Here is a 20,939-nt window from a genome sequence, read left to right on the forward strand (position 1 = left end):
TGCGGCCGTTCAGGTCGCCAGGATCGGCTCGAGCGCGCGGCGCAGTTTTTCCGGAACCGGGACCGGGCGCCGGCTCTCGCGGTCCACATAGACGTGGACGAAATAGCCGAACGCCGCCGGCTCGGTATCGTCGCCGCGGAACAGGCCGATCTCGTAGGTGACCGAACTGCGGCCCATGCGGCGCACCCGAAGGCCCGCCGCCACGATGTCGGGAAAGGTCAGCGGCTTGCGATAGGTGCACTTCGTCTCCACGACGAGGCCGATGACCGGATCCGCCTGGATATCCAATCCGCCCTTCTCGATCAGGAAGGCATTCGCGACGGTATCGAAATAGCTGTAGTACACGACATTGTTCACATGGCCGTAGGTGTCGTTGTCCATCCAGCGGGTCGGGATTTCACGGACATGCGGAAAGCTGGCACGGTCCTGCAGCGGCGCGTCGGCTTCTGCCGGTGAGGTGCAGGGCTTTGGGGCGCGGTCGGGGGCGGCGTTCATTCGGCGATCCTCGTCACGCAACTGCGATGCTGCGCCGCAATATGGCGGGGAAAGCGGCTGGATAGCCGAGCCCGGTCAGAGGTTCAAGGCGCTGCAAGGCCCGGTTTGCCGCGTGGAACCGCATTGCACGACTGGTCAACCGGGCGGAATTGAGGGGGAACCGACATGACGGAACTGTTTTCGCTGGACGGCCGCGTGGCTCTCGTGACCGGCGCCAGCCGCGGCCTGGGTCTGGCCATGGCGGCCGCGCTTCACCAGGCGGGTGCCACGGTGGTACTGAACGGGCGGGATGCGGAGAGTCTGCGCCGGGCGGCCGCCACGATCGCCGCCGACGGCGAGCGGACGGACGTGGCCGCCTTCGATGTGGCCGACGAGACGGCAGCCAAGGCGGCGGTGGCGGATATCGTCGCCCGGCATGGCCGGCTCGACATCCTGATCAACAATGCCGGCATCAATTCGCGCCAGCCTTTCCTGGAGCAGCCGACGGAAGACTGGCGGCGGATCCTGGAGGTGAACCTGCACAGCGTGTACCTGCTGGCGAAGCTCTGCGCCGCGCCGATGGTGGACGCCGGCTGGGGCCGGATCGTCAATATCGGCTCGGTCATGTCGGTACTCGGCCGGCCGGGCATCCACGCCTATTCGGCGGCCAAGCACGGCCTGGTGGGGCTGACGAAGTCGGTGGCATCGGAGCTGGGGCCGCGCGGGGTGACCTGCAATGCCATCGGCCCGGGCTATTTCCGGACCGAACTGACGCAGGCGCTGCAGGACGACAAGGCCTTCCACGACCTGGTCTGCCGGGTCACGCCGGTCGGCCGCTGGGGCAATCCGGAGGAACTCGGCGCGGCCGCGGTCTTCCTCTGCTCGCCCGGGGCCGCCTATGTGAACGGCCATCTCCTGATGATCGACGGTGGCATGACCACCTCCTTCCTGTAGACCGGTCATGACCGCGCCCTTCGACCTGGGCGGGCGGGTGGCGCTGGTCACCGGCGCCGCAGGCGGGCTGGGCAGGGCGATGGCGGGCGCGCTGCACGGCGCGGGCGCCGCTCTGGTGCTGACGGATATCGACGAGCGCGGCCTTGCGAACGCCGCTTCGGCCTTCGGCGGCCGGGCAGAGACCGCGCTCCTGGACATCACCGACGCTGCGGCGATCCAGCACCTGGTCGACGGGATCATGGCCCGCCACGGCCGGCTCGACATCCTGCTGAACAATGCCGGCATGGGCGCTGCGGCGGCCTTCCTGAACGAAGAGACGGCACAGTGGCGCCGGATCCATGCGGTCAACCTGGATGCCGTCTATCTGATGGCGAAGGCGGCCGCCGCGCCGATGGCGGCGCAGGGCTGGGGACGCATCGTCAACATCGCCTCTATCTATGGAATGGTCGGCAGCCCCCGGGTACAGGCCTATGCGGCAAGCAAGCATGCGGTGGTGGGCCTGACCCGGGCGATCGCCGCCGAACTCGGCCCCTGCGGCGTGACCTGCAATGCGATCGGGCCGGGCTATGTCCGAACCGCGATGACCGCGCCGCTGCAGGGCGATGACGGGTTCGGCCGCCGGCTCGTCGCGGCGGTGCCGGTGGGCCGCTGGGCGGAGCCTGCGGACCTTGCCGGGCCGGCCCTGTTTCTCTGCAGTCCGGGCGCATCCTACGTGAACGGGCATCTGCTGCTGGTCGACGGCGGGATGACGACGAGCTTCCTGTAGGGTGCCAGAGAGAGGCAGCGGGGCAGGGCGGTTCCGCTCGCCGGATGCGACCGTCGGGGAGCCTGCGGCTTTCTTCCGGCGCGCGGTTCGATTAGATATCGGCGGAACGCCGGACGCAGACGACCGGCGAAGCGTCGGGCCGGTGGTGCCGGTCCGGCCGTCTCTCGGGGCGCGGGGCGTAGCGCAGGCTGGTAGCGCGGCTGTTTTGGGAACAGCAGGTCGCTGGTTCGAATCCAGTCGCCCCGACCAGAGAGCGGCGCCCGGCTGCGGATTGCAGGCGTGGATCAATGCAGTTGCGGATCGTTGGGGGACAGTCGATGCGGGCCAGGATCTATCAGCCGACCAAGACGGCGATGCAGTCCGGACGGGCGCGGACCCGGCAATGGCTGCTGGAATATTACCCGACCACCCAGTTCGTGGAGCCGCTGATGGGCTGGACGGGGGTGGAAGGCACCCAGGGGCAGGTGCGCCTGCGCTTCCCCAGCAAGGAAGCGGCGATCGCCTACGCCAAGAAGCACGGCATCCCCTACGACATCGAGGCGGCGCACCAGCGCCGCTTCCATATCAAGGCCTATGCCGACAACTTCGCCTACGACCGGGCGGAGTGACGGCGGAGCGGCCGATCTTCGCCGGGTTTGCGGCCCCGTAGCTCAGTCGGATAGAGCAAGTGCCTTCTAAGCACTAGGTCGCTGGTTCGAATCCAGCCGGGGTCGCCATCCCCGCGGCTCGCCGCGGGGATGGGACTGCAGGGACGGTTCAGGGGGACGGTTCAGGGGGGCGGCGGCTCAGTCGGAGGTGGCGTCCTTCACCGCTTCCTTGGAACCGTCATAGGCTTTCTCCGCCTTGTCCGCGGTCCAGTTGCCGGCATCCTTGGCGCCCTCCACCGTCTCCGCGGCGGCCTGGCCGCTCTTGTCGCGGACCCAGTTGCCGGCGTCGTTGGCCGATTCCAGACCGGACTTGGCCGCCTCGCCGACCGCGTTGCCAGCCGAATCCAGCGCATTGCCGGCCGCATTCGCCGCGTCCTTCAGGGCGTCGGTGACCGGCTTCATTGTCTCCGACTCCACCGGCTTGGTGGTCCCGGTATCATCGGCCAGCGCCGGTGCGGCCGCCGGGGCGGCCGCCAGCATGGCGGACAGGGCGATGACGGACATGCGGGTCGTCGGGCTTCGGAACTGCATCACTTCCTCCTTCTGTCGGTGCGGCTCGATCGCCGGCCCAGCTGCGCGGTGCCGCGCCGGGCGCAGGCAGTAACGGCGCCGCCGCTCTTCGGTTCCAGCCGGCATGGCCGACTTCAGGTGCCGTTGCGTTCCAGGAACTGCAGTCGCTGGAACGAGGCGGTCGGATCGCTAACGGTCGTCTTGCAAGCCGTCAGGCCCAGGCTCAGGCCGAGGGCCAGCAGAAAGACGGTCAGCAAGGCGGGCATGGGCGGAAACTCCGTTTGGTCAGGTCGGGCATGCCGCATCAGATGTAAGGGCTGCCGGCCCTCGATGCGAGCGTCCGCGCTCGCCGCCAGGCGGGAATGCCACCCGGAAAGTTTTCACGGAAGTGTCACTTGAAAAGAGTTGGCACGGCATCGATATTTTTAGTGCGTGTCGTGATGAGACTAAGGTAGCGGCACGGAAACAGGCAGGCCTCCCTGGGGTTCTGCCTGTTTTAGTTTCCGGGTTGCTTGACGGAACTATCCGGTCTCGGCCGCCAGCCGTTCCGCGATACCCATCCGGCTCGCGGACCACGGTCCTGGCGCCGGCTCAGACCCTCCCGCCTGCCATCATTGGCGACGATTCGGCTGCGACGCCGCGATGCCGACTCCCAATGCCTCCTTCATGCGGTTAGAATCGCTCCAAGCGGGCGGGAATGACTGTCATCGGGGGATGCCTGCTGTTGGGGGCTGCGGTGGGACAGGGTGCTGAGCAGGCTCCGGGCGAACAGCCGGGGCGCCAGAAGCAGAAGGGCCAGGCGATACCCACGGATTCCGCGGCCGCGGCGGAACGCCTGCGGTCGATCGACGTCCTGCGGGACGTCGCGGAGGATGTGCTGCGCCAGATGGCGATGTCCTGCGCCTGGCAGAGCTATCGCGCCGGTGTGCAGATTTTCGACCGCGACAGCGCCAGCCGCGACGTGCTGTTCGTGGTCGAAGGCGCCGTGCAGGTCGTCAACTATTCGGCTACCGGGCGGGAAATTGCCTATGCCGAAGTGGCGGCCGGCGGTTTTCTGGGAGAGATCTCCGCGATCGACGGCGAACCGCGGTCCGCCACCGTGGTGGCCGCGCGGCCGACCCTGATCGCGGCCCTGCCGCCGGACCGCTTTGCCGAACTGCTGGATCGTCACCCACCGGTTGCCCGGCAGGTGATGCGCCGGCTTGCCCGGATCATCCGCACCTGCGACGAGCGGATCATGGATCTGTCCACCCTGGGGGCCGTCGCCCGGGTGCAGCGGGAGGTGCTGCGCCTGGCGCGGCCGGATCCGAACACGCCGGGCGCCGCCGTCATCCATCCGATCCCGACCCAGCAGCAGATCGCCGGCCATGCCTCGACCACCCGCGAGACGGTGGCCCGCACCCTCAGCAATCTGCAGTCCGCCGGCTTCCTGGTGCGCAAAGGCCGGACGGTGACGATCCTGGACGTAGGCCGGCTCACCCGCCTGACGGAGGACCTGACCACCGCCGGCGGCGAAAGCGCACGCTAGGCCGCCATCCGCCCGCCGGCGATGCCATCCTCCTGCCGCTTCGCGGCCCGTTTCAGCTCTGCGAGCCGCAGCATCATGACATCGCTGCCCAGGACGGGCCGGCCGGCCGGCAGTTCCAACAGGCCCGCGGAGCATCGCAGCAGGGGATAGCGGCGCGGCAGGCCGTCGCGCCCGGAGCCGTCGAGGAATCCGGCCCGCCGGGTGTCGGGGTCGTAGAAGCTCTCCACCTCGTGGCGGAACCGGGCGAGCAGGGCGTCGACCTCCGGCCGCACCGCCGCCGGCGCGGCGTTCCTGAAGCCGCCGAAGAAATCGTCGCCGCCGACATGCCCCAGCCAGACATCCTCCCGACCGAGCTGCTTCTGCATCAGGTCGGCAAACAGCTGCAGTGCCCGGTCGCCCTGTCGGAAACCGTAGCTGTCGTTGAACGGCTTGAAATGATCGAAGTCGAAATAGGCCAGGACATAGGCCCGGCCGCTGTCGAGTGCGGCATCCCGCACATAGTCGGCCACCGCCCGGTTGCCGGGCAGCCGGGTCAGCGGATTCTGGTCGCGGGCGGCCGCCAGGTTCTTCTCGTGCAGGGCCCGCAGAAGGGCGGTCGAGGTCAGGAAGCCGATATAGCGGCCGCGCTCCGCGATCAGCACGCCCGGCGCCTCCGCATGATGGGCAAACAGCTCCAGGATCTTCTCCAGCGGCGTTTCCACCGCGGCGGTGGGGCAGGGGCGGGTCAGGTCGCGCAGGGTCTTGCCGTAGGTCTTGTTGGCCAGGAGGTCGCGGCCATAGGGAGAGTAGACGTAGGACTTCAGGTCGACGTCGCGGATCACCCCCAGCGGCACGCCGCCGCTGTCCACCACCGGGAACAGGGTGAGGTCGCGATGCCGGCGAAAGGCGTCGAACACCTCCATCATGCCCAGGCCGGCGTCCAGCGCCGGCAGCGGTTCGGCCTGTTCCCGGAGCAGGCCGGTATCGCCGGACCGGTTGCGGCGCTCGCGGCGGTTCAGCTCCTCCAGCCGGTCGTAGCGGACCAGGCAGGTCTGCGGGTCGGTGGAGGGGCGGTGGATCAGGTAGCCCTGCGCCAGGTCGAAACCCAGTTCGCGGCAGGCGCGGAATTCCGCCTCCGTCTCCATTCCCTCGGCGATCATCTGGATGCCCAGGACATGCATCACGTCGACCAGGCGGGCCAGGAACAGAAGCTTCTTCGGTGCCTGCGCCAGGCCGGAGATGAAATAGCGGTCGATCTTCACATAGTCCGGCTGCTGTTCCAGAAGCAGCTTCAGGCGCGAATAGCCCTGGCCGAAATCGTCCAGTGCCAGGCGGCCGCCCGCCTGCCTCAGGCGACGGCAGGCCTCCACTGTCCGGTCCCCGGCCATCGCCTCCTGCCGCTCGGAGATCTCGAGGCAGAAGCGGTCGCGCGCCAGGCCGGCCGTGTCGATTTCCGACAGGATCTCGTCCACCAGGTCCGGCTGTTCGGCGACAAGGCGGGCGTCGACGTTCAGGAACAGCAGGGTGTTGCCGCCGGGCAGGGCGGCGAAGGCGCGCAGGGCCTGCCGCCGCAGCAGCCGCTCCAGATCCGGCAGCCAGCCATGCCCGTGGGCCAGGTCGAACAGCGCCTGGATGGAGGGAAGGCCCAGCCGGTCGACGCCGCGCAGCAGCGCCTCGAAGCCGTGCGCGATGCCGGTGTCGACACGTGCCACCGCCTGGAAGGCGTAGGCGGTGTCCTGGGCCACCCGGTTCAGGAAGTGGTCGCGGTCCGCGAAGCGCGGCGCGGCCGCCGCGACAGGTGACAGACGCAGGGAGGGCGCTTGTCCGTACCGCATCTCGCTCGGGCCTCTTCGCTGTCAGCTGATGCGGCGAGATTCGGCAGGGCCTGCTTAATGGCTGATGAAGCCAATATTATAGTTTGATGAAAATTCGCACTGGCATGGAGCCGCCCGTATGGCTTCCGGCGGCCCAAGGCGCCTGTGGCAAAGCGGCGCCTTGGCCGCCATAATGCCGGCCTGACCGCGCTCTGCGCCGGCGCTGCCGCCCCGGCCTGCCGGTCGATGAGATTTGGGAGGAGAGAATGCGTTTCCGGAACCCCCTGACGGCCCTGTCGGTCGCCGGTGCGGCGCTGCTGGGCCTCGCGGTCCTGGCGCCCGGAGCCGGCCTGACGCCCGCGGCGCAGGCCCAGGACAAGGACCCGATCAAGATCGCCCTGGTGCAGGGCACCAGCGGCTCGCCGCTGGAGGTCTTCTCCCGGCAGAGCCAGGACGGCTTCAGGCTCGGCGTCGAATATGCCACCGGTGGGTCGAACATGGTGCTGGACCGGCCGATCGAGATCATCACCAAGGACACCCAGTTCAAGCCCGACGTGGCGCGCGCCGTGCTGGCGGAGGCCTATGGCGAGGACGAGGTCGTGCTTGCGGTCGGCGGCACCTCGTCCGGCGTGACCATGGCGATGCTGCCGGTCGCGGCGGAATACGAGAAAATCCTTCTGGTGGAACCGGCCGTGGCGGACAGCCTGACCGGGCCCGATGCCAGTGAGTACATCTTCAAGACCTCGCGCAACTCGTCCATGGACATGCAGGCGCAGGCGCTGGCGCTGAAGCCGGACGAGAACCTCTATGTCGCCACCCTGGCGGAGGACTATGCCTTCGGCCGGGACGGCATCGCCGCCTTCAAGCGGGCGCTGGAAGGCACCGGCGCGCATGTGGTGCACGAGGAATACGTGCCGCTGAAGACCACCGACTATACCGCCCCGGGCCAGCGCCTGCTGGATGCGCTGAAGGACCAGCCCGGCCGCAAGGTGATCCTGATCTATGTCGCCGGTTCCGGCGACCCGATGGGCAAGCTGAAGGGCATGGCGCCGGAGCGCTATGACATTGAGCTGTCGACCGGCGGCCATATCCTCCCCGTCCTGCCGACCTACAAGCGGGTGCCCGGCATGGAAGGCGCCATCTACTACTATTACGAGGCGCCGAAGAACCCGGTGAACGACTGGCTGGTCAAGACCCACCAGGAGCGCTTCAACTCGCCGCCGGACTTCTTCACCGCCGGCGGCATGGCCGCCGGCATCGCCGTGGTCGAGGCCCTGAAGAAGGCCGGCTCGACGGAGACGGCGGACCTGATCAAGGCGATGGAGGGCATGTCCTTCGAATCCCCGAAGGGCACGATGACCTTCCGCCCGGAGGACCATCAGGCGCTGCAGTCGATGTACCACTTCAAGATCAAGGTGGACCCGGACGTCGACTGGGCGATCCCGGAACTGGTCCGCGAGATCAAGCCGGAGGAGATGGACATCCCGGTCAACAAGTAGCGGCCGGAGGCCTGGCTGCCGGCCCCCGGCGCCCTTCACGGGCGCCGGGGGCGGTCGGGGCCCGGACAAGATGACAGAGGCGCATCCAGACAGCATCCCGGCGGTGCATCCGGTCCTGGAGACCCGGGACCTGACGATCCGCTTCGGCGGCCATGTCGCCGTTTCGCAGGTCAGCTGCGCCTTCCAGGCCGGCAGCCTGACCGCCATCGTCGGCCCGAACGGCGCCGGCAAGACCACCTATTTCAACCTCATTTCCGGCCAGCTGCGGCAGAGCGCCGGGCGGGTCTTCCTGTTCGGCGAGGACATTTCCGGCCTGCCGGCGTCGAAGCGGGCGCTGCGCGGCATCGGCCGCGCCTTCCAGCTGACCAACCTGTTTCCCAACCTGTTCGTGCTGGAGAATGTCCGGCTGGCGGTGCAGGCGCGGGCCCGCGCCGGCTTCGACCTGTTCAGCGTCGCCAACCGCCACCGGGAGCTGATCGAGCGGGCGGAACTGCTGCTCGACCAGGTGGCGCTGCTGGGGCAGGCCTACAACCGGGTGTCCGCCCTCAGCCATGGCGACCAGCGCAAGCTGGAAGTGGCGCTGCTGATGGCGCTGGAGCCGGAGGTGTTCATGTTCGACGAGCCGACTGCCGGCATGAGCGCCGACGACGCGCCGGTGATCCTGGACCTGATCCACGGCATCAAGGCGCGCGGCGACAAGACGATCCTGCTGGTGGAGCACAAGATGAACGTGGTCCGCGCCCTGGCCGACCGCATCGTCGTGCTGCACAACGGCCAAAAGGTGGCGGACGGCGAGCCGGACGCGGTGATGGGCCTGCCGGTGGTGCAGGAGGCCTATCTGGGCGTCGCGCCCGGCAGCGGACAGGCGGCCGGGTCATGACGGAAGGGCCGCTGCTCAGCCTGGCCGGCGTGCATACCCATATCGGCCAGTACCACATCCTGCAGGGCATCGACCTGGAAGTGCCGCGCGGTGGCATGACCGTCCTGCTGGGCCGCAACGGCGCCGGCAAGACCACCACCCTGAAGACGATCATGGGCCTGCTGGCGCCGTCGCAGGGCGAGGTCCGCTTCCGCGGGCAGCCGATCGGCGGGCGGCGGCCGCATGCCAATGCGCGCGACGGCATCGCTTATGTGCCGGAGGACATGGGCATCTTCGCCGGCCTGACGGTGAAGGAGAACATGACCCTGGCCGCGCGGGAAGGCGCTTTTTCGGCGGACCGGCTGGACTGGCTGCTGACCCTGTTTCCGGCGCTGCGCAAGTTCTGGGAATCGCCCGCCGGCGTGCTGTCCGGCGGGCAGAAGCAGATGCTGTCGATCGCCCGCGCGATGATCGAGCCGCGCGATCTGCTGCTGATCGACGAGCCGACGAAGGGGCTGGCACCGGCGATCATCACCGCCATGATCGATGCCTTCCGCGAACTGAAGCGGTCGGAGACGACGGTCCTGCTGGTGGAGCAGAACTTCCTGTTCGCCAGCTCGCTGGGCGACACCGTCGCGGTGGTGGACGATGGCCGCACCGTGCATCGCGGCACCATGGCGGAGCTGACCGCCGATGCCGAGCTGCAGGAGCGACTGCTGGGCCTGAGCCTGGAGGGGCATAGCTGATGTCTGGGACGTGCGGAGAGCGGGCATGAGCGAGGCGCAAGATGCAGCGGCCGGGGAGGCCGCAGCCGGCCTGCCGCCGAAGCGGCTGCGCGACATCGTCGAGGCCTGGCTGCCGCCGCTGCTGGTGCCGCTGATCGTTCTGGTCGGCCTGCCGCTGATCGGCGGCCTGCCGCAATGGCTGACCCTGACCCTGGCCGGCCTGTCGATGGGCATGATGATCTTCCTGATGGCCGCCGGGCTGAGCCTGGTGTTCGGCCTGATGGACGTGCTGAATTTCGGGCACGGCGCCTTCATCACCTTCGGTGCCTTCATCGCCGCCTCGGTCCTGGTGCCCCTCAACGCCTGGGTGACCGCGGAGTCGCTGCCGCTCAACCTGCTGGCGGTGCTGATCGCCGTGGCGGCGGCGGTGCTGTTCGGCCTCGCCATGGGCTTCCTGTTCGAGCGGATCGTGATCCGGCCGGTCTATGGCCAGCACCTGAAGCAGATCCTGATCACCATGGGCGCGCTGATCGTGGCGGAACAGCTGGTGCCGGTGATCTGGGGCGCGCTGCCGGTCAGCGTGCCGATGCCGAACGCCTTCGCCGGCACGGTGATCGTGGGCGAGGCGACCCTGGAGCGCTACCGGCTGCTGGCGGTGGCATTCGGCGTGCTGGTCTACATCGCCACCTATCTGACCCTGACCCGCACCCGCATCGGCCTGATCATCCGGGCCGGGGTGGAGAACCGCGACATGGTGGAGGCGCTGGGCTACCGGGTCACCGCGGTCTTCATCGGCGTCTTCGTCGCCGGCTCCGCCCTGGCCGCGGTCGGCGGCGTGATGTGGGGCCTGTACCGGGAGATCATCACCGCCCATGTCGGCAACGAGGTGATGATCCTGGTCTTCATCGTGGTGATCATCGGCGGGCTGGGCAGCCTGCGCGGCTCCCTGGTCGGCGCGCTGCTGGTCGGCCTGGTGACCAACTATACCGGCTTCCTGGCGCCCAAGCTGGCGCTGGGCTCCACCCTGTTGCTGATGGTGCTGATCCTGCTCTGGCGCCCCACCGGCCTCTACCCGGCGACGAAGACATGAGGGCGACAGGTTCAGAAATGGGCGCCGCCGGAGCCGCGCCATGCTGATGGACGGGCTGCTCTCCGGCGACCGCTTCCGCAGCCCTGTGCTGGCAGGCGTCATCGCGCTGATCACGGTGGCGCTGGTGGTCTTGCCCTTCGCCGATGACGGGCCGCGGGCGCTGGCGATGGGCGCGCGGATCTGCATCTTCGTGGTGCTGGTGGCCAGCTACGACGTGCTGCTGGGCTATACCGGCATCGTCTCCTTCGCGCATACCATGTTCTTCGGCTTCGGCGCCTATGGCGCGGCGATCGCGCTGGACAATATGGGCGCCAGCTGGGGGGCGATCGGCCTGGGGACCCTGGCGGCGCTGGGGGTCAGCATCGTCGTCGCGGTGGCGATCGGGCTTTTGTCCCTGCGGGTGCGGGCGATCTTCTTCGCCATGATCACCCTGGCGGCGGCCAGCTTCGTGCTGATCCTGGCCAGCCAGCTGCACGAATTCACCGGCGGCGAGGACGGCATCACCTATTCGGTGCCGCGGATGCTGAAACCGGCCTTCAAGCTGTTCGACGGTGAGATCCTCGGCCTGCGCTTCAGCGGCAAGATCGTCTCCTACTACCTGGTCTTCCTGGTCAGCGCGGTGCTGTTCCTGGTGATGCTGCGGGTGGTGAACTCGCCCTTCGGCCGGGTGCTGCTGGCGATCCGCGAGAACGAGTTCCGCGCCGAGGCGCTGGGCTACCGGGTGGTGGCCTACCGCACCGCCTCCTTCGTCTTCGCCGCCTGCATGGCGACCCTCGCCGGCGTGCTGTCGGCGGTCTGGCTGCGCTATACCGGGCCGGACACCAGCATGTCCTTTGCGATCATGATCGACGTCCTGCTGATGCTGGTGATCGGCGGCATGGCGTCGATGTACGGCGCGATCATCGGCGTGGTGATCATGAACCTGGCGCAGTTCTACCTGCAGGACCTGATGGAGGTCGGCATGGAGGCGACGATCTCCCTGCCGCTGATCCCGGAGCTGATCGCGCCGGAGCGCTGGCTGCTCTGGCTCGGCGTGCTGTTCATCCTCTGCGTCTACCACTTCCCGGCGGGGATCGTCGGCCGGCTGCGCGGCCTGAAATAGAACAACGAAGGGGGAGGAAGGCGATGACGGCAAGGCCACCGTTCCGTGCCGAGCAGGTGGGCAGCCTGCTGCGGCCGCCGGTGTTGAAGGCGGCGCATGGCCGGCTGCGCCGCGGCGAGATCGACCAGGCGGGCTACGACGCGGTGCTGCAGGCGGCGATCGCCGATGCGGTCCGGATGCAGGAGGCGGCCGGCCTGCAGTCGATCTCCGACGGCGAGTTCGGCCGCTCGTCCTGGTTCGGCTTCTTCTTCGAGCGGATGAGCGGCTTCGAACTTGAACCTTCCGCCTTCCGCTTCAAGGACGGCAGCGGCGAGACCTTCGAATGGCCGACCTGCCATGCCTGCGAGACGATCCGCCGCCACCGCCCGATCTGCGTGGACGAGTATCGGCGCCTGCGAAGCCTGACCGCCCGCACCCCGAAGGTGACCATGCCGTCGCCCAGCGCCTTCCACTTCTTCCGCCTGGACGCCCCCGCCGACCCGGCCGCCTATCCGGATGTCGAACGCTACTGGGACGACCTGGTGGCGGTCTACCGCGCGGAGGTCGGCGACCTGATCGCGGCGGGCTGCAGCTACATCCAGTTCGACGAGGTGCCGCTGGCGATGCTCTGCGACCCGTCGATCCGGGAACAGGTGCAGGGCCTGGGCGGCGATCCGGAGGCCCTGGCCGGCCGCTATGTCGATGCCATCGCCCGGATCCTGGCGGGGTTCGAGGGGCAGGCCACCTTCGGCATGCATCTCTGCCGCGGCAATTTCCGCAGCCGCTGGATGGCAGCGGGCGGCTACGAGCCGGTGGCGGAGCGGCTGTTCAACGGCGCGCCGGTCGACGTCTTCTTCCTGGAATACGACACCGAGCGCGCCGGCGGCTTCGAGCCGCTGCGCTTCCTGCCGGCGGGCAGGCATGCGGTGCTGGGCCTGGTCTCCACCAAGACGCCGGAGCTGGAGCCGGCGGCCGAGCTGCGCCGGCGGATCGACGCGGCGGCGAAGCTGGCGCCGCTGGACCGGCTGTCGCTCAGCCCGCAATGCGGCTTCGCCTCGGTCGCCGGCGGCAATTCCATCGGGCCCGAGGCGGAGGCGGCAAAGCTGAAGCTGGTCGCCGATGTCGCGGCCGAGGTCTGGCACTGACGGCCCGGTTCGCCATTGGCATGCCCTGATGCGGCGAGAGGCCATGCCGGCTTTGGAATCCTTCGACTATGTCATCGTCGGCGCCGGCTCCGCTGGCTGCGTGCTGGCCAACCGGCTGAGCGCGGATCCGGGCATCTCCGTGCTGCTGCTGGAGGCCGGCGGCTGGGACCGCGACCCGCTGGTCCACCTGCCGCTGGGCTGGGGGAGGATCCTGCTGCAGCGCCGCCATGACTGGATGTATTTCTGCGAGCCGGAGGACAATGTCGGCGGCCGCGCGGTCGAATGCGCCCGCGGCAGGCTGGTCGGCGGCTGTTCCTCCACCAATGCGATGGCCTTCGTCCGCGGCCATCGCTGCGACTATGACCGCTGGGCCGCCGACGGACTGCCCGACTGGTCGTTCGAGAGGGTGCTTCCCTATTTCCGCGGGCTGGAGGACTGGGAGGGCGGCGACAGCGACCTGCGCGGCGGTGGCGGGCCGCTGCGCACCCAGTATTGCCGCTACGCCGACCCGCTGGTCGATGCCTTCGCGGAAGCGGGGGGCCAGGCCGGCTATCTCTGGACCGACGACTACAATGCCGCGCAGCAGGAGGGCTTCGCCCGGCTGCAGATGACGATCCGGAACGGACGCCGGGCCTCCGCCGCCACCGCCTATCTGCACCCCGTGCGCCGCCGGCGGAACCTGGCGGTCGTCACGGGTGCGACGGTGACCCGGCTGCGGATCGCCGAGGGGCGCTGTACCGGCCTGGACTATCGCCGGGACGGCAGCCTGCACCAGGTGCGGGCGGCGCGGGAGGTGATCCTGTCGGCTGGCACGATCAACAGCCCGCAGCTGCTGATGCTGTCGGGCATCGGCCCGCCGGAGCAGCTGGCAGCGCAGGGCATCGAAACGGTTCTGCCGTTGCCCGGGGTGGGCCGCAACCTGCAGGACCATGCCTCCGCGATGCTGGCCTGGCGGCGCAGCGCGCCGGGGCCGCTGGCCCGCAGGATGCGCGCCGACCGGATCGGCCTGGACCTGCTGCGCACCTGGATGACCGGTCGTGGCATTGCCGGCGACGTGCCCGGCGGCATTGTGGCCTTCCTGCGCAGTGGGGTGGGCGACGGAACGGAGGGGGCGCCGCTGCCCGATCTCCAGCTGCTGTTCACCGCCGCGCCGATCACTGCCGGGCCCTGGCTGCCGCCGTTCCGGTGGCCCTACGACGACGGCTTTGCGATCCGCGCGGTGGCGATCCGGCCGCGGAGCCGGGGCGAGGTCGCCCTGCGGTCGGCGGACCCGCACGAGGCGCCCCGCATTCGCCAGAACTTCCTGTCGGACGAACGCGATCGCGCGGTGCTGCGCGCCGGTGTCCGGATCGCCCGCCAGCTGGCCGCCCAGCCGGCGATGCGGCCCTTCATCGCGGCGGAAACCCTGCCGGGCCCGGACTGCGAGAGCGATGCGCAGATCGATGCCCATATCCGGCAGACCCTGATCACCGTCCATCACCCGGCGGGGACCTGCCGGATGGGGCATGACGACAGCGCGGTGGTCGACGGCGCGCTGCGGGTGCGGGGCATCGCCGGGCTGCGGGTGGTGGATGCCTCGGTCATGCCGACGATTCCGGGCGGCAATATCAACGCCGCGGTCACGATGATCGCGGAGAAGGCGTCGGACCTGATCCTGGGGCGCGCCGGATGAGCCTGCTGCACAGGTGGGTGCGGGGCCTGCTCGGCATCGTGCTGCTGGCGATGGTGCTGCTGAACGTCGCCAACGCGGCCGGGCGCTACCTGTTCGCCGCTTCGATCACCGGCGCCGACGAGATCCTGGTCTTCGCCATGATCTTCCTGGTCATCCTGGGCGCCGTGCTGGCGCTGGCCCTGCGCAGCCATATCGCGCTGGAACTGCTGCCGTCGCACCTGAAGGGACGCAGCGCGTCCGCCCTGTTCGTCCTGCACGACCTGGCGACACTGTGCATCGCCGGCTTCGCCGCCGACGCGTCCTGGCAGTTCGTGCAGCGCATCGCGGCGATCAATCCGCGCAGCATGGCGCTGGGCCTGCCGATGGCGATCCCGCATGCCGCATTGCTCGCCGGGCTGGCCGGCCTGGCGGCATTGGCCTTGTTCCTCCTGGTGCGTGACCTGCGGGCGCTGCTGCGTGCAGGTGCGGAGGCGGCGGACGGGGGAGGGGGCGCATGACCTTGACCCTCCTCGCCCTCCCGGTCGTCCTTCTGCTGTTGGGCCTGCCGGTCTTCCTGGTCCTGCTCGGGGCTGCGGTCGCGACCCTGTTCCTTGTCCTGCCGATCCCGGTGCCGGCCCTGCATCAGGTGTTCTTCGGGGGTCTCGACAACTACGCGCTGCTGGCCGTCCCGTTCTTCGTGCTGGCCGGCGAACTGATGGGCCGCGGCGGTATCGCGCAGCGCCTGATCGACTGGGTGCTGGCCCTGTCGGGGCGGGTGCCCGGCAGCCTCGGCGTGGCAACCGTCGGCGCCTCCGCCATGCTGGGTGCGATCTCGGGCTCCAGCGTCGCGGCGGTGGCCAGCCTGAGCCGCACCCTGTTCCCCAGGCTGGAGGCCGCCGGCTATGGCCGCGGCCGGTCGGCGGGGCTGATCGCCGCTTCCGGCGCGATCGACATCGTGATCCCGCCCAGCATCGCGCTGATCCTCTATGGCCTGGCGGCCGAGCAGTCGATCCCGCGGCTGTTCCTCGCCGGGCTGCTGCCCGGCCTGCTGCTGGCGCTGCTGATGGCCGGCGCGGTGGTGCTGATCGCGCTGCGGGCCGGCATCCCGCGCAGCGGCGGCTTCGATGCCGCGACCGTCTGGCGCACGACCCGGGCGGCATTCTGGGGGCTGCTTATGCCGGTCGTCGTGCTGGGCGGCATCTATCTGGGCTGGTTCTCGCCGACGGAGGCGGGCGGCGTGGCGAGCCTCTACGCGATGCTGGTCGCGCGCTACGTCTACCGGTCGATGGGTTGGGGCGCGATCCTGCAGGCGGCAGCAGACGCGGCGATCCTGTCGGCGAAGATCCTGGTGATCGTCGCCGCGGCCGGGCTGGTGACCTGGATCCTGACCACCCAGGGGGTGCCGCAGGCGATCAGCGCCTGGATGCAGTCCCTGGCCCTGGCGCCATGGGCGTTCCTGGTCGGCGTCAACCTGGTGCTGCTGCTGGTCGGCTGCATCCTCGACCCGACCTCGGCGATCCTGGTGCTGGCGCCGTTGCTGGTGCCGGTGGCGGTTGCCCTGGGGATCGATCCGATCCATTTCGGCGTGGTGATGACGGTCAACCTGGCGATCGGCATGTTCACGCCGCCCTTCGGGTTGAACCTGTTCGTCGCGCAGACTGCGACCGGCGTGGCCGCGCACCGGCTCTATCTCGGCGTCCTGCCGTTCGTCGCGGTCCAGGTGACCGCGCTTCTGCTGGTAACCTATCTGCCGGCGCTCTCGCTGCTGCTGGGGCGCGCCATCTGACCCGGGGGGAGGGGCCCGCCATGTCGAAGATCGTGATCCGTGCGCTGCTGGCCGCCGTCGTTCTCGCCGCGGCCCTGCCGGCCGCCAGCGGCGCAGCGGCACCGATGAAGCTCGCCTCCGCCACCATCAACGATGTCCAGCACCAATGGCAGAAGCTCTTCGCCGCCGAACTGACGGCCCGGGTCGGCGACCGGCTCGATCCGCAGATCTTTCCCTCCAGCCAGCTGGGCTCGATCCCGCGCATGGCCGAGGGGGTGCTGCTTGGCACCATCGAGGCCTTCACCACGCCGACCGCCTTCGTCACCACCATCGACCCGCGCTTCCAGGCCTTCGACGTGCCCGGCCTGTTCCAGGACCCGCAGGAGGTGGCGCGGGCGCTGCAGGATCCCGCCTATCGCGACCGTCTGGAAACCCTGTTCCTGGACAAGGGCCTGCGGGTGATCGGCGCCTTCTACAACAGCCCCACCGTGGTCTTCACCACCCGGCCGGTGACCGCGCTGGCCGACTTCAAGGGACTGAAGATCCGCACCTTCGCCTCGCCGATGCAGGTGAAGCCGATGGAGCTGCTGGGCGCCGCGCCGCTGCCGCTGGCGCTGAGCGAGGTGGTGCCGCAGCTGCAGAACGGCGGCATCGACGGCATGCTGGTCGGCATGCCGATCCTGACCGCCTTCAAGTTCTACGACATCGGTCGCGACGTGACCGACCTGCGCTTTGCGGAAATCGTCTCGGTCACCCTGGTCAATGAGGCCTGGTTCCAGGCGCAGCCGCCGGAGGTGCGCGCCGCGATCGTCGATGCCGGCCGTGCGGCGGACCAGGCCGCCTTCCCCTGGGGGGTGGAGAATGTCGCCAGGAGCTATGCCGCCTGGCGCGACCATGGCGGGCTGGTCCACGAACTGCCACCGGGCCAGCAGGCGCGGCTGGAGAACGAGTTCGCCGCCCTGGCCGCGGAGCTGGTGGCGGCGAACCCCGCGGTCCAGCAGGAGTATGAGCGGCTGAAGGCGCTGGTCGAAGGCGGGGCGCAGTGATGGCCGCGCCCGTGACCGCTGCTGCGACGATCCGTGGCACGGATGCTGCTGGGCGCGTCCCGTTCCGCAACAGGTTCCGATGGAGGGATGAATGATCGGAAAGGTGAAAGTCTTCGGCGGCGCGGCGATCCTGGCCTGCCTGGTGGCGGGCCCGGCGATGGCGGATGCCTATGCGGCCCTGTCCTTCGATCCGGCGGCCGGTGCCGTCGGCATGAGTTCTCATGCGACAAAGGCGGAGGCCGAGGCCGGTGCCACGAAGGAATGCCGCAAGGAGGGCGGCGGCCAGAAATGCGACGAGCATGTCTGGTCCCACAACGGCTGCATCTCGCTGATCGTCGCGACGAAGACCGCCTACGGGATCGGACTGGCGGGAAGCGAGGACGCCGCGAAGAAGATCGCCACGGAGAAGTGCGTCCAGACCGGCGGCAGCGAGAGCAGCTGCAAGGACCATTTCACCGCCTGCGCGAACTGATCGTCGCCGGCAGGCAGGAGGGGGAGGGACCGGCTATTCCGCCGTCTCCAGCGCCTCCTGCGCTTCCAGCCAGCGCTCTTCGGCCTCTTCCAGCGCCTTCTTCAGGCGGCCTTCCTGGCCGGCCAGGTCGGCGACCTTGCCGCCATCGCCCTCGTAGATGCCGGGGTCGGCGAGCTGCGCCTGCACCGCCTGCAGGTCGCGGGTCAGGCGCTCCACCTGGCGTTCCGCCTTTTCCGCCGCCTTGCGCAGCGGCGCCAGCTGGGCGCGGCGTTCGGCGGCGGCGCGCCGCTCCTCCTTGCGGTTCGCGGAGGGCTGCGCATCGGCGCCGGCCGCACGCGAGGCCGGGCCTGGGCGGTCGTCGGACAGGCTGGCGGCATAATCGTCCAGGTCGCCGTCGAACGGGCGGATCGTGCCGCCGCGGGTGATCCACAGCGCGTCGGCGCAATGCTCGATGATGTGCCGGTCGTGGCTGATCAGCACCAGCGCGCCGGCATAGTCGGTCAGCGCGGTGACCAGGGCGCCGCGGGCGTCCAGGTCCAGGTGGTTGGTCGGCTCGTCCAGCACCAGGATATGCGGCTCCTCCGCGCAGACCAGGGTGAGAGCCAGGCGCGCACGCTCGCCGCCGGACAGCCGCTCCACCTGCGTCTCCGCCTGCGCAGCCCCCAGGCCGAAGCGGGCCAGCCGGCTGCGGGCGGCCGGCGGCGCCAGGTCCGGCAACGCCCGCTGGATATGGCCCAGCGGGGTGTCGGCAGGGCGCAGCGCGTCCAGCTGGTGCTGCGCGAAATAGCCGACCCGAAGCTTGCGGGCCCGCGTCTCCTCGCCGTCGCGGGGCTTCAGCTCGCCGGCCAGGTAGCGGGCGAAGGTCGACTTGCCGTTGCCGTTGGCGCCCAGCAGCGCGATCCGGTCCTCCGGGTCGATGCGGAAGTCCAGCCCGGCCAGGACCGGCGGGCCCTCGCCATAGCCCAGCTGGATGCCCTTGCCGGTCAGCAGCGGCGGCGGCAGCGGATCCTTGATCTCCGGCAGGGCGAACTGCGCGGTGTCGGTCTCGATCACCGGCATGGTCGCGGTCAGCTTCTCCAGCCGCTTCATCTTCGACTGCGCCTGGCGCGCCTTCGTCGCCTTGGCGCGGAAGCGGGTGATGAAGGCGGTCAGCTTCTCGCGCTCCGCCTGCTCCCGCCGCACCAGGGCCGCGTCCTGCGCCAGCCGTTCCATGCGCGTCTTCTGGAAGGTGGGGAAGGCGCCGCGATAGAGGGTCAGGCGCTTCGCCTCCAGGTGCAGGATATGGTCGACATGGTCCAGCAGCGCCCGGTCGTGGCTGACCAGCAGGACGGTGTGCGGATAGCGCCGCAGGAAGCCGTCCAGCCAGACCGTGCTCTCGAAATCCAGATGGTTCGACGGCTCGTCCAGCAGCAGCAGGTCGGGGGCGGAGAACAGCAGGCGGGCCAGCGCCACCCGCATCCGCCAGCCGCCGGAAAAGGCGCTGAGCGGGCGCTGCTGCGCCGCCTCGTCGAAGCCCAGGCCGTGCAGGATGCCGGCGGCGCGGGCCGGCGCGGCATGGGCGCCGATCGCATCCAGGCGGGCATGCAGTTCCGCCATCTCCTCCGGCGCCGGGCCGGCCTCCAGCGCGGCCAGGATCGCGGTGCGTTCCTCGTCCCCGGCGAGGACATGGGCGCGGACCTCCTCCGCGCCGCCGGGCGCCTCCTGCCGCAGCATGCCCATCCGCGCGCGCGGCGGCATCCGGATCGTGCCCGCATCGGGGGACAGCGCACCGGAGATCGCCGCCAGCAGGGTCGACTTGCCGGCGCCGTTGCGCCCCACAAGGCCGGTCCGCTGGCCGGGCGGCAGGGCGACGCTCGCCTCCTCGATCAGGGGGCGGCCGGCGATGCGCAGGGTGATGCCGTCGAGGTTGAGCATGATGGGGCGGACGTCCGGCGGGAAGGCGGGGAGGGCGGAGAGGTATCGCTATTGCGGGGCTGCGGCAACGCCTTTATACAGCCGCGCGTCGGCGGGCCCCGCCGGTCCGCGCCGCCGGATGGCTTCACCCGGGGCGCTGCGGACTGCGTCCTGCGGCGGCTGCGCTCCCCCGACATCCACTATCTTTGAACCGAGATCGGAGATCACCATGGCGATCGAGCGCACCCTTTCCATCATCAAGCCGGACGCGACCCGCCGCAACATCACCGGCAAGATCATCGACCGCCTGGAGAGCGCCGGCCTGCGCATCGTGGCGCAGAAGCGCCTGCATCTGAGCCAGGCCCAGGCGGAGGCGTTCTACGCCGTACACAAGGAGCGGCCGTTCTTCGGCGACCTGGTCAGCTTCATGATCTCCGGCCCGGTGGTCGTGCAGGTCCTGGAGGGCGAGGACGCCGTGCAGAAGAACCGCGACGTGATGGGTGCCACCAATCCGGCCAATGCCGCCGAGGGCACGATCCGCAAGGATTTCGCGGAGAGCATCGAGGCGAATTCCGTGCACGGCTCCGACGCGACGGACACCGCCGCTCAGGAGATCGCCTTCTTCTTCGCCGGCACCGAGATCGTCGGCTGAGCTTCGCCGCAATCTCGCGACAGCGTCATTCCAGGTCTTGAGCCTGGAATCCATTCCGCGATGGTGCCGCCTGGCTGGCGGAATGGGTCACCGGGTCAAGCCCTACGCGATTCACATATCTCTTCTCTTCGACATGCCTCCCTGCTGCCGTCGCCCTCGGGCTTGACCCGAGGGGCATGACGGGACAGGGAGGCCGCACAGCTTCGCCGCCTTGCCACGATCCTCGGCTCGGGGGCCGAGGATGACGGCAAAAAGGGAGGACCGCAGGGCTGATCTGGCTCCGCTGACGAGATGTGTGAATGCCGTAGGGTCAAGATCCTATGCAGGCGCGACGGGCGAGGCGTTACCGTATCGGTTTCCCACACCCAACAGCTGCATAGGAGGCACTG

The 20,939-nt window shown here is 69.5% G+C and carries 21 protein-coding genes and 2 tRNA genes; 18 read left to right on the forward strand and 5 right to left on the reverse strand.

What is annotated here, in order from left to right:
* Positions 1–9 precede the first annotated feature (9 nt).
* Positions 10–495 carry an acyl-CoA thioesterase gene (locus ACFOGJ_RS05975; protein WP_379898889.1) on the reverse strand — a complete coding sequence of 162 codons (486 nt, stop codon included), beginning with the start codon at positions 493–495 and terminating at the stop codon, positions 10–12.
* A 165-nt stretch (positions 496–660) separates the two neighbouring features.
* On the opposite strand from ACFOGJ_RS05975, the gene ACFOGJ_RS05980 reads away from it, so the two are divergent.
* The 5 genes from ACFOGJ_RS05980 to ACFOGJ_RS06000 all read left to right on the forward strand — a co-directional run bounded on the left by ACFOGJ_RS05980 (position 661) and on the right by ACFOGJ_RS06000 (position 2,910).
* Positions 661–1,428: a glucose 1-dehydrogenase gene (locus tag ACFOGJ_RS05980; protein WP_379898890.1), complete on the forward strand. Its 768-nt coding sequence runs from the start codon at positions 661–663 to the stop codon at positions 1,426–1,428.
* A gap of 7 nt (positions 1,429–1,435) precedes the next feature.
* Positions 1,436–2,194 (forward strand): SDR family NAD(P)-dependent oxidoreductase, encoded by a 759-nt coding sequence (locus ACFOGJ_RS05985; RefSeq protein ID WP_379898891.1) that lies wholly within the window; start codon positions 1,436–1,438, stop codon positions 2,192–2,194.
* A 172-nt stretch (positions 2,195–2,366) separates the two neighbouring features.
* Positions 2,367–2,443: transfer RNA gene (locus ACFOGJ_RS05990), tRNA-Pro, on the forward strand.
* Between the two features lie 68 nt (positions 2,444–2,511).
* A complete protein-coding gene (locus ACFOGJ_RS05995) occupies positions 2,512–2,802 on the forward strand; it encodes an ETC complex I subunit (RefSeq protein WP_379898892.1) in 291 nt (96 codons plus the stop codon).
* A 31-nt stretch (positions 2,803–2,833) separates the two neighbouring features.
* Positions 2,834–2,910: transfer RNA gene (locus ACFOGJ_RS06000), tRNA-Arg, on the forward strand.
* A 69-nt stretch (positions 2,911–2,979) separates the two neighbouring features.
* Here ACFOGJ_RS06000 and ACFOGJ_RS06005 read toward each other — a convergent pair.
* On the reverse strand, positions 2,980–3,372 hold the full coding sequence (locus ACFOGJ_RS06005; protein ID WP_379898893.1) for a hypothetical protein: 393 nt from the start codon (positions 3,370–3,372) through the stop codon (positions 2,980–2,982).
* Positions 3,373–3,485: 113 nt separating this feature from the next.
* Positions 3,486–3,617: a hypothetical protein gene (locus ACFOGJ_RS06010; RefSeq protein WP_379898894.1), complete on the reverse strand. Its 132-nt coding sequence runs from the start codon at positions 3,615–3,617 to the stop codon at positions 3,486–3,488.
* A gap of 470 nt (positions 3,618–4,087) precedes the next feature.
* Here ACFOGJ_RS06010 and ACFOGJ_RS06015 point away from each other — a divergent pair, with 470 nt between their 5' ends.
* Positions 4,088–4,879, forward strand: coding sequence for a Crp/Fnr family transcriptional regulator (locus ACFOGJ_RS06015; protein WP_379898895.1), 792 nt, complete (start codon positions 4,088–4,090; stop codon positions 4,877–4,879).
* Here the strand turns inward: ACFOGJ_RS06015 and ACFOGJ_RS06020 are convergent.
* Positions 4,876–6,693 carry an EAL domain-containing protein gene (locus ACFOGJ_RS06020; RefSeq protein WP_379898896.1) on the reverse strand — a complete coding sequence of 606 codons (1,818 nt, stop codon included), beginning with the start codon at positions 6,691–6,693 and terminating at the stop codon, positions 4,876–4,878. The two genes, ACFOGJ_RS06015 and ACFOGJ_RS06020, sit on opposite strands and share 4 nt — an antisense overlap.
* A gap of 245 nt (positions 6,694–6,938) precedes the next feature.
* Here ACFOGJ_RS06020 and ACFOGJ_RS06025 point away from each other — a divergent pair, with 245 nt between their 5' ends.
* From ACFOGJ_RS06025 to ACFOGJ_RS06075, 11 genes are all read left to right on the forward strand, one after another.
* Positions 6,939–8,171 carry a substrate-binding domain-containing protein gene (locus ACFOGJ_RS06025; RefSeq protein ID WP_379898897.1) on the forward strand — a complete coding sequence of 411 codons (1,233 nt, stop codon included), beginning with the start codon at positions 6,939–6,941 and terminating at the stop codon, positions 8,169–8,171.
* A gap of 70 nt (positions 8,172–8,241) precedes the next feature.
* Positions 8,242–9,051 carry an ABC transporter ATP-binding protein gene (locus ACFOGJ_RS06030; RefSeq protein WP_379898898.1) on the forward strand — a complete coding sequence of 270 codons (810 nt, stop codon included), beginning with the start codon at positions 8,242–8,244 and terminating at the stop codon, positions 9,049–9,051.
* Entirely contained in the window at positions 9,048–9,776 is a 729-nt protein-coding gene (locus ACFOGJ_RS06035) for an ABC transporter ATP-binding protein (RefSeq protein WP_379898899.1), read from the forward strand. The genes ACFOGJ_RS06030 and ACFOGJ_RS06035 overlap by 4 nt, the downstream gene beginning before the upstream one ends.
* Before the next feature lie 25 nt (positions 9,777–9,801).
* Positions 9,802–10,845 (forward strand): branched-chain amino acid ABC transporter permease, encoded by a 1,044-nt coding sequence (locus tag ACFOGJ_RS06040; RefSeq protein ID WP_379898900.1) that lies wholly within the window; start codon positions 9,802–9,804, stop codon positions 10,843–10,845.
* A gap of 40 nt (positions 10,846–10,885) precedes the next feature.
* Positions 10,886–11,947: a branched-chain amino acid ABC transporter permease gene (locus ACFOGJ_RS06045; protein ID WP_379898901.1), complete on the forward strand. Its 1,062-nt coding sequence runs from the start codon at positions 10,886–10,888 to the stop codon at positions 11,945–11,947.
* Positions 11,948–11,970: 23 nt separating this feature from the next.
* Positions 11,971–13,071 (forward strand): 5-methyltetrahydropteroyltriglutamate--homocysteine S-methyltransferase, encoded by a 1,101-nt coding sequence (locus ACFOGJ_RS06050; RefSeq protein ID WP_379898902.1) that lies wholly within the window; start codon positions 11,971–11,973, stop codon positions 13,069–13,071.
* Positions 13,072–13,114: 43 nt separating this feature from the next.
* A complete protein-coding gene (locus tag ACFOGJ_RS06055; protein WP_379898903.1) occupies positions 13,115–14,743 on the forward strand; it encodes a GMC family oxidoreductase in 1,629 nt (542 codons plus the stop codon).
* Positions 14,740–15,240 carry a TRAP transporter small permease gene (locus ACFOGJ_RS06060; protein WP_379898904.1) on the forward strand — a complete coding sequence of 167 codons (501 nt, stop codon included), beginning with the start codon at positions 14,740–14,742 and terminating at the stop codon, positions 15,238–15,240. The genes ACFOGJ_RS06055 and ACFOGJ_RS06060 overlap by 4 nt, the downstream gene beginning before the upstream one ends.
* A complete protein-coding gene (locus ACFOGJ_RS06065) occupies positions 15,237–16,508 on the forward strand; it encodes a TRAP transporter large permease (protein WP_379898905.1) in 1,272 nt (423 codons plus the stop codon). The genes ACFOGJ_RS06060 and ACFOGJ_RS06065 overlap by 4 nt, the downstream gene beginning before the upstream one ends.
* 20 nt (positions 16,509–16,528) lie before the next feature.
* Positions 16,529–17,533, forward strand: a complete 1,005-nt coding sequence (locus ACFOGJ_RS06070; RefSeq protein WP_379898907.1) for a TRAP transporter substrate-binding protein — start codon at positions 16,529–16,531, stop codon at positions 17,531–17,533.
* A gap of 91 nt (positions 17,534–17,624) precedes the next feature.
* Positions 17,625–18,005 carry a DUF4189 domain-containing protein gene (locus ACFOGJ_RS06075; protein WP_379898908.1) on the forward strand — a complete coding sequence of 127 codons (381 nt, stop codon included), beginning with the start codon at positions 17,625–17,627 and terminating at the stop codon, positions 18,003–18,005.
* A 33-nt stretch (positions 18,006–18,038) separates the two neighbouring features.
* Here ACFOGJ_RS06075 and ACFOGJ_RS06080 read toward each other — a convergent pair whose 3' ends face one another.
* Positions 18,039–19,919, reverse strand: coding sequence for an ABC-F family ATP-binding cassette domain-containing protein (locus ACFOGJ_RS06080; protein WP_379898909.1), 1,881 nt, complete (start codon positions 19,917–19,919; stop codon positions 18,039–18,041).
* Between the two features lie 208 nt (positions 19,920–20,127).
* Here ACFOGJ_RS06080 and ndk point away from each other — a divergent pair, with 208 nt between their 5' ends.
* Positions 20,128–20,550, forward strand: coding sequence for a nucleoside-diphosphate kinase (gene ndk / locus ACFOGJ_RS06085; RefSeq protein WP_379898910.1), 423 nt, complete (start codon positions 20,128–20,130; stop codon positions 20,548–20,550).
* Positions 20,551–20,939: the final 389 nt, after the last annotated feature.

Source organism: Marinibaculum pumilum, from assembly GCF_042646425.1.
Taxonomy (GTDB): Bacteria; Pseudomonadota; Alphaproteobacteria; order Ferrovibrionales; family Ferrovibrionaceae; genus Marinibaculum; species Marinibaculum pumilum.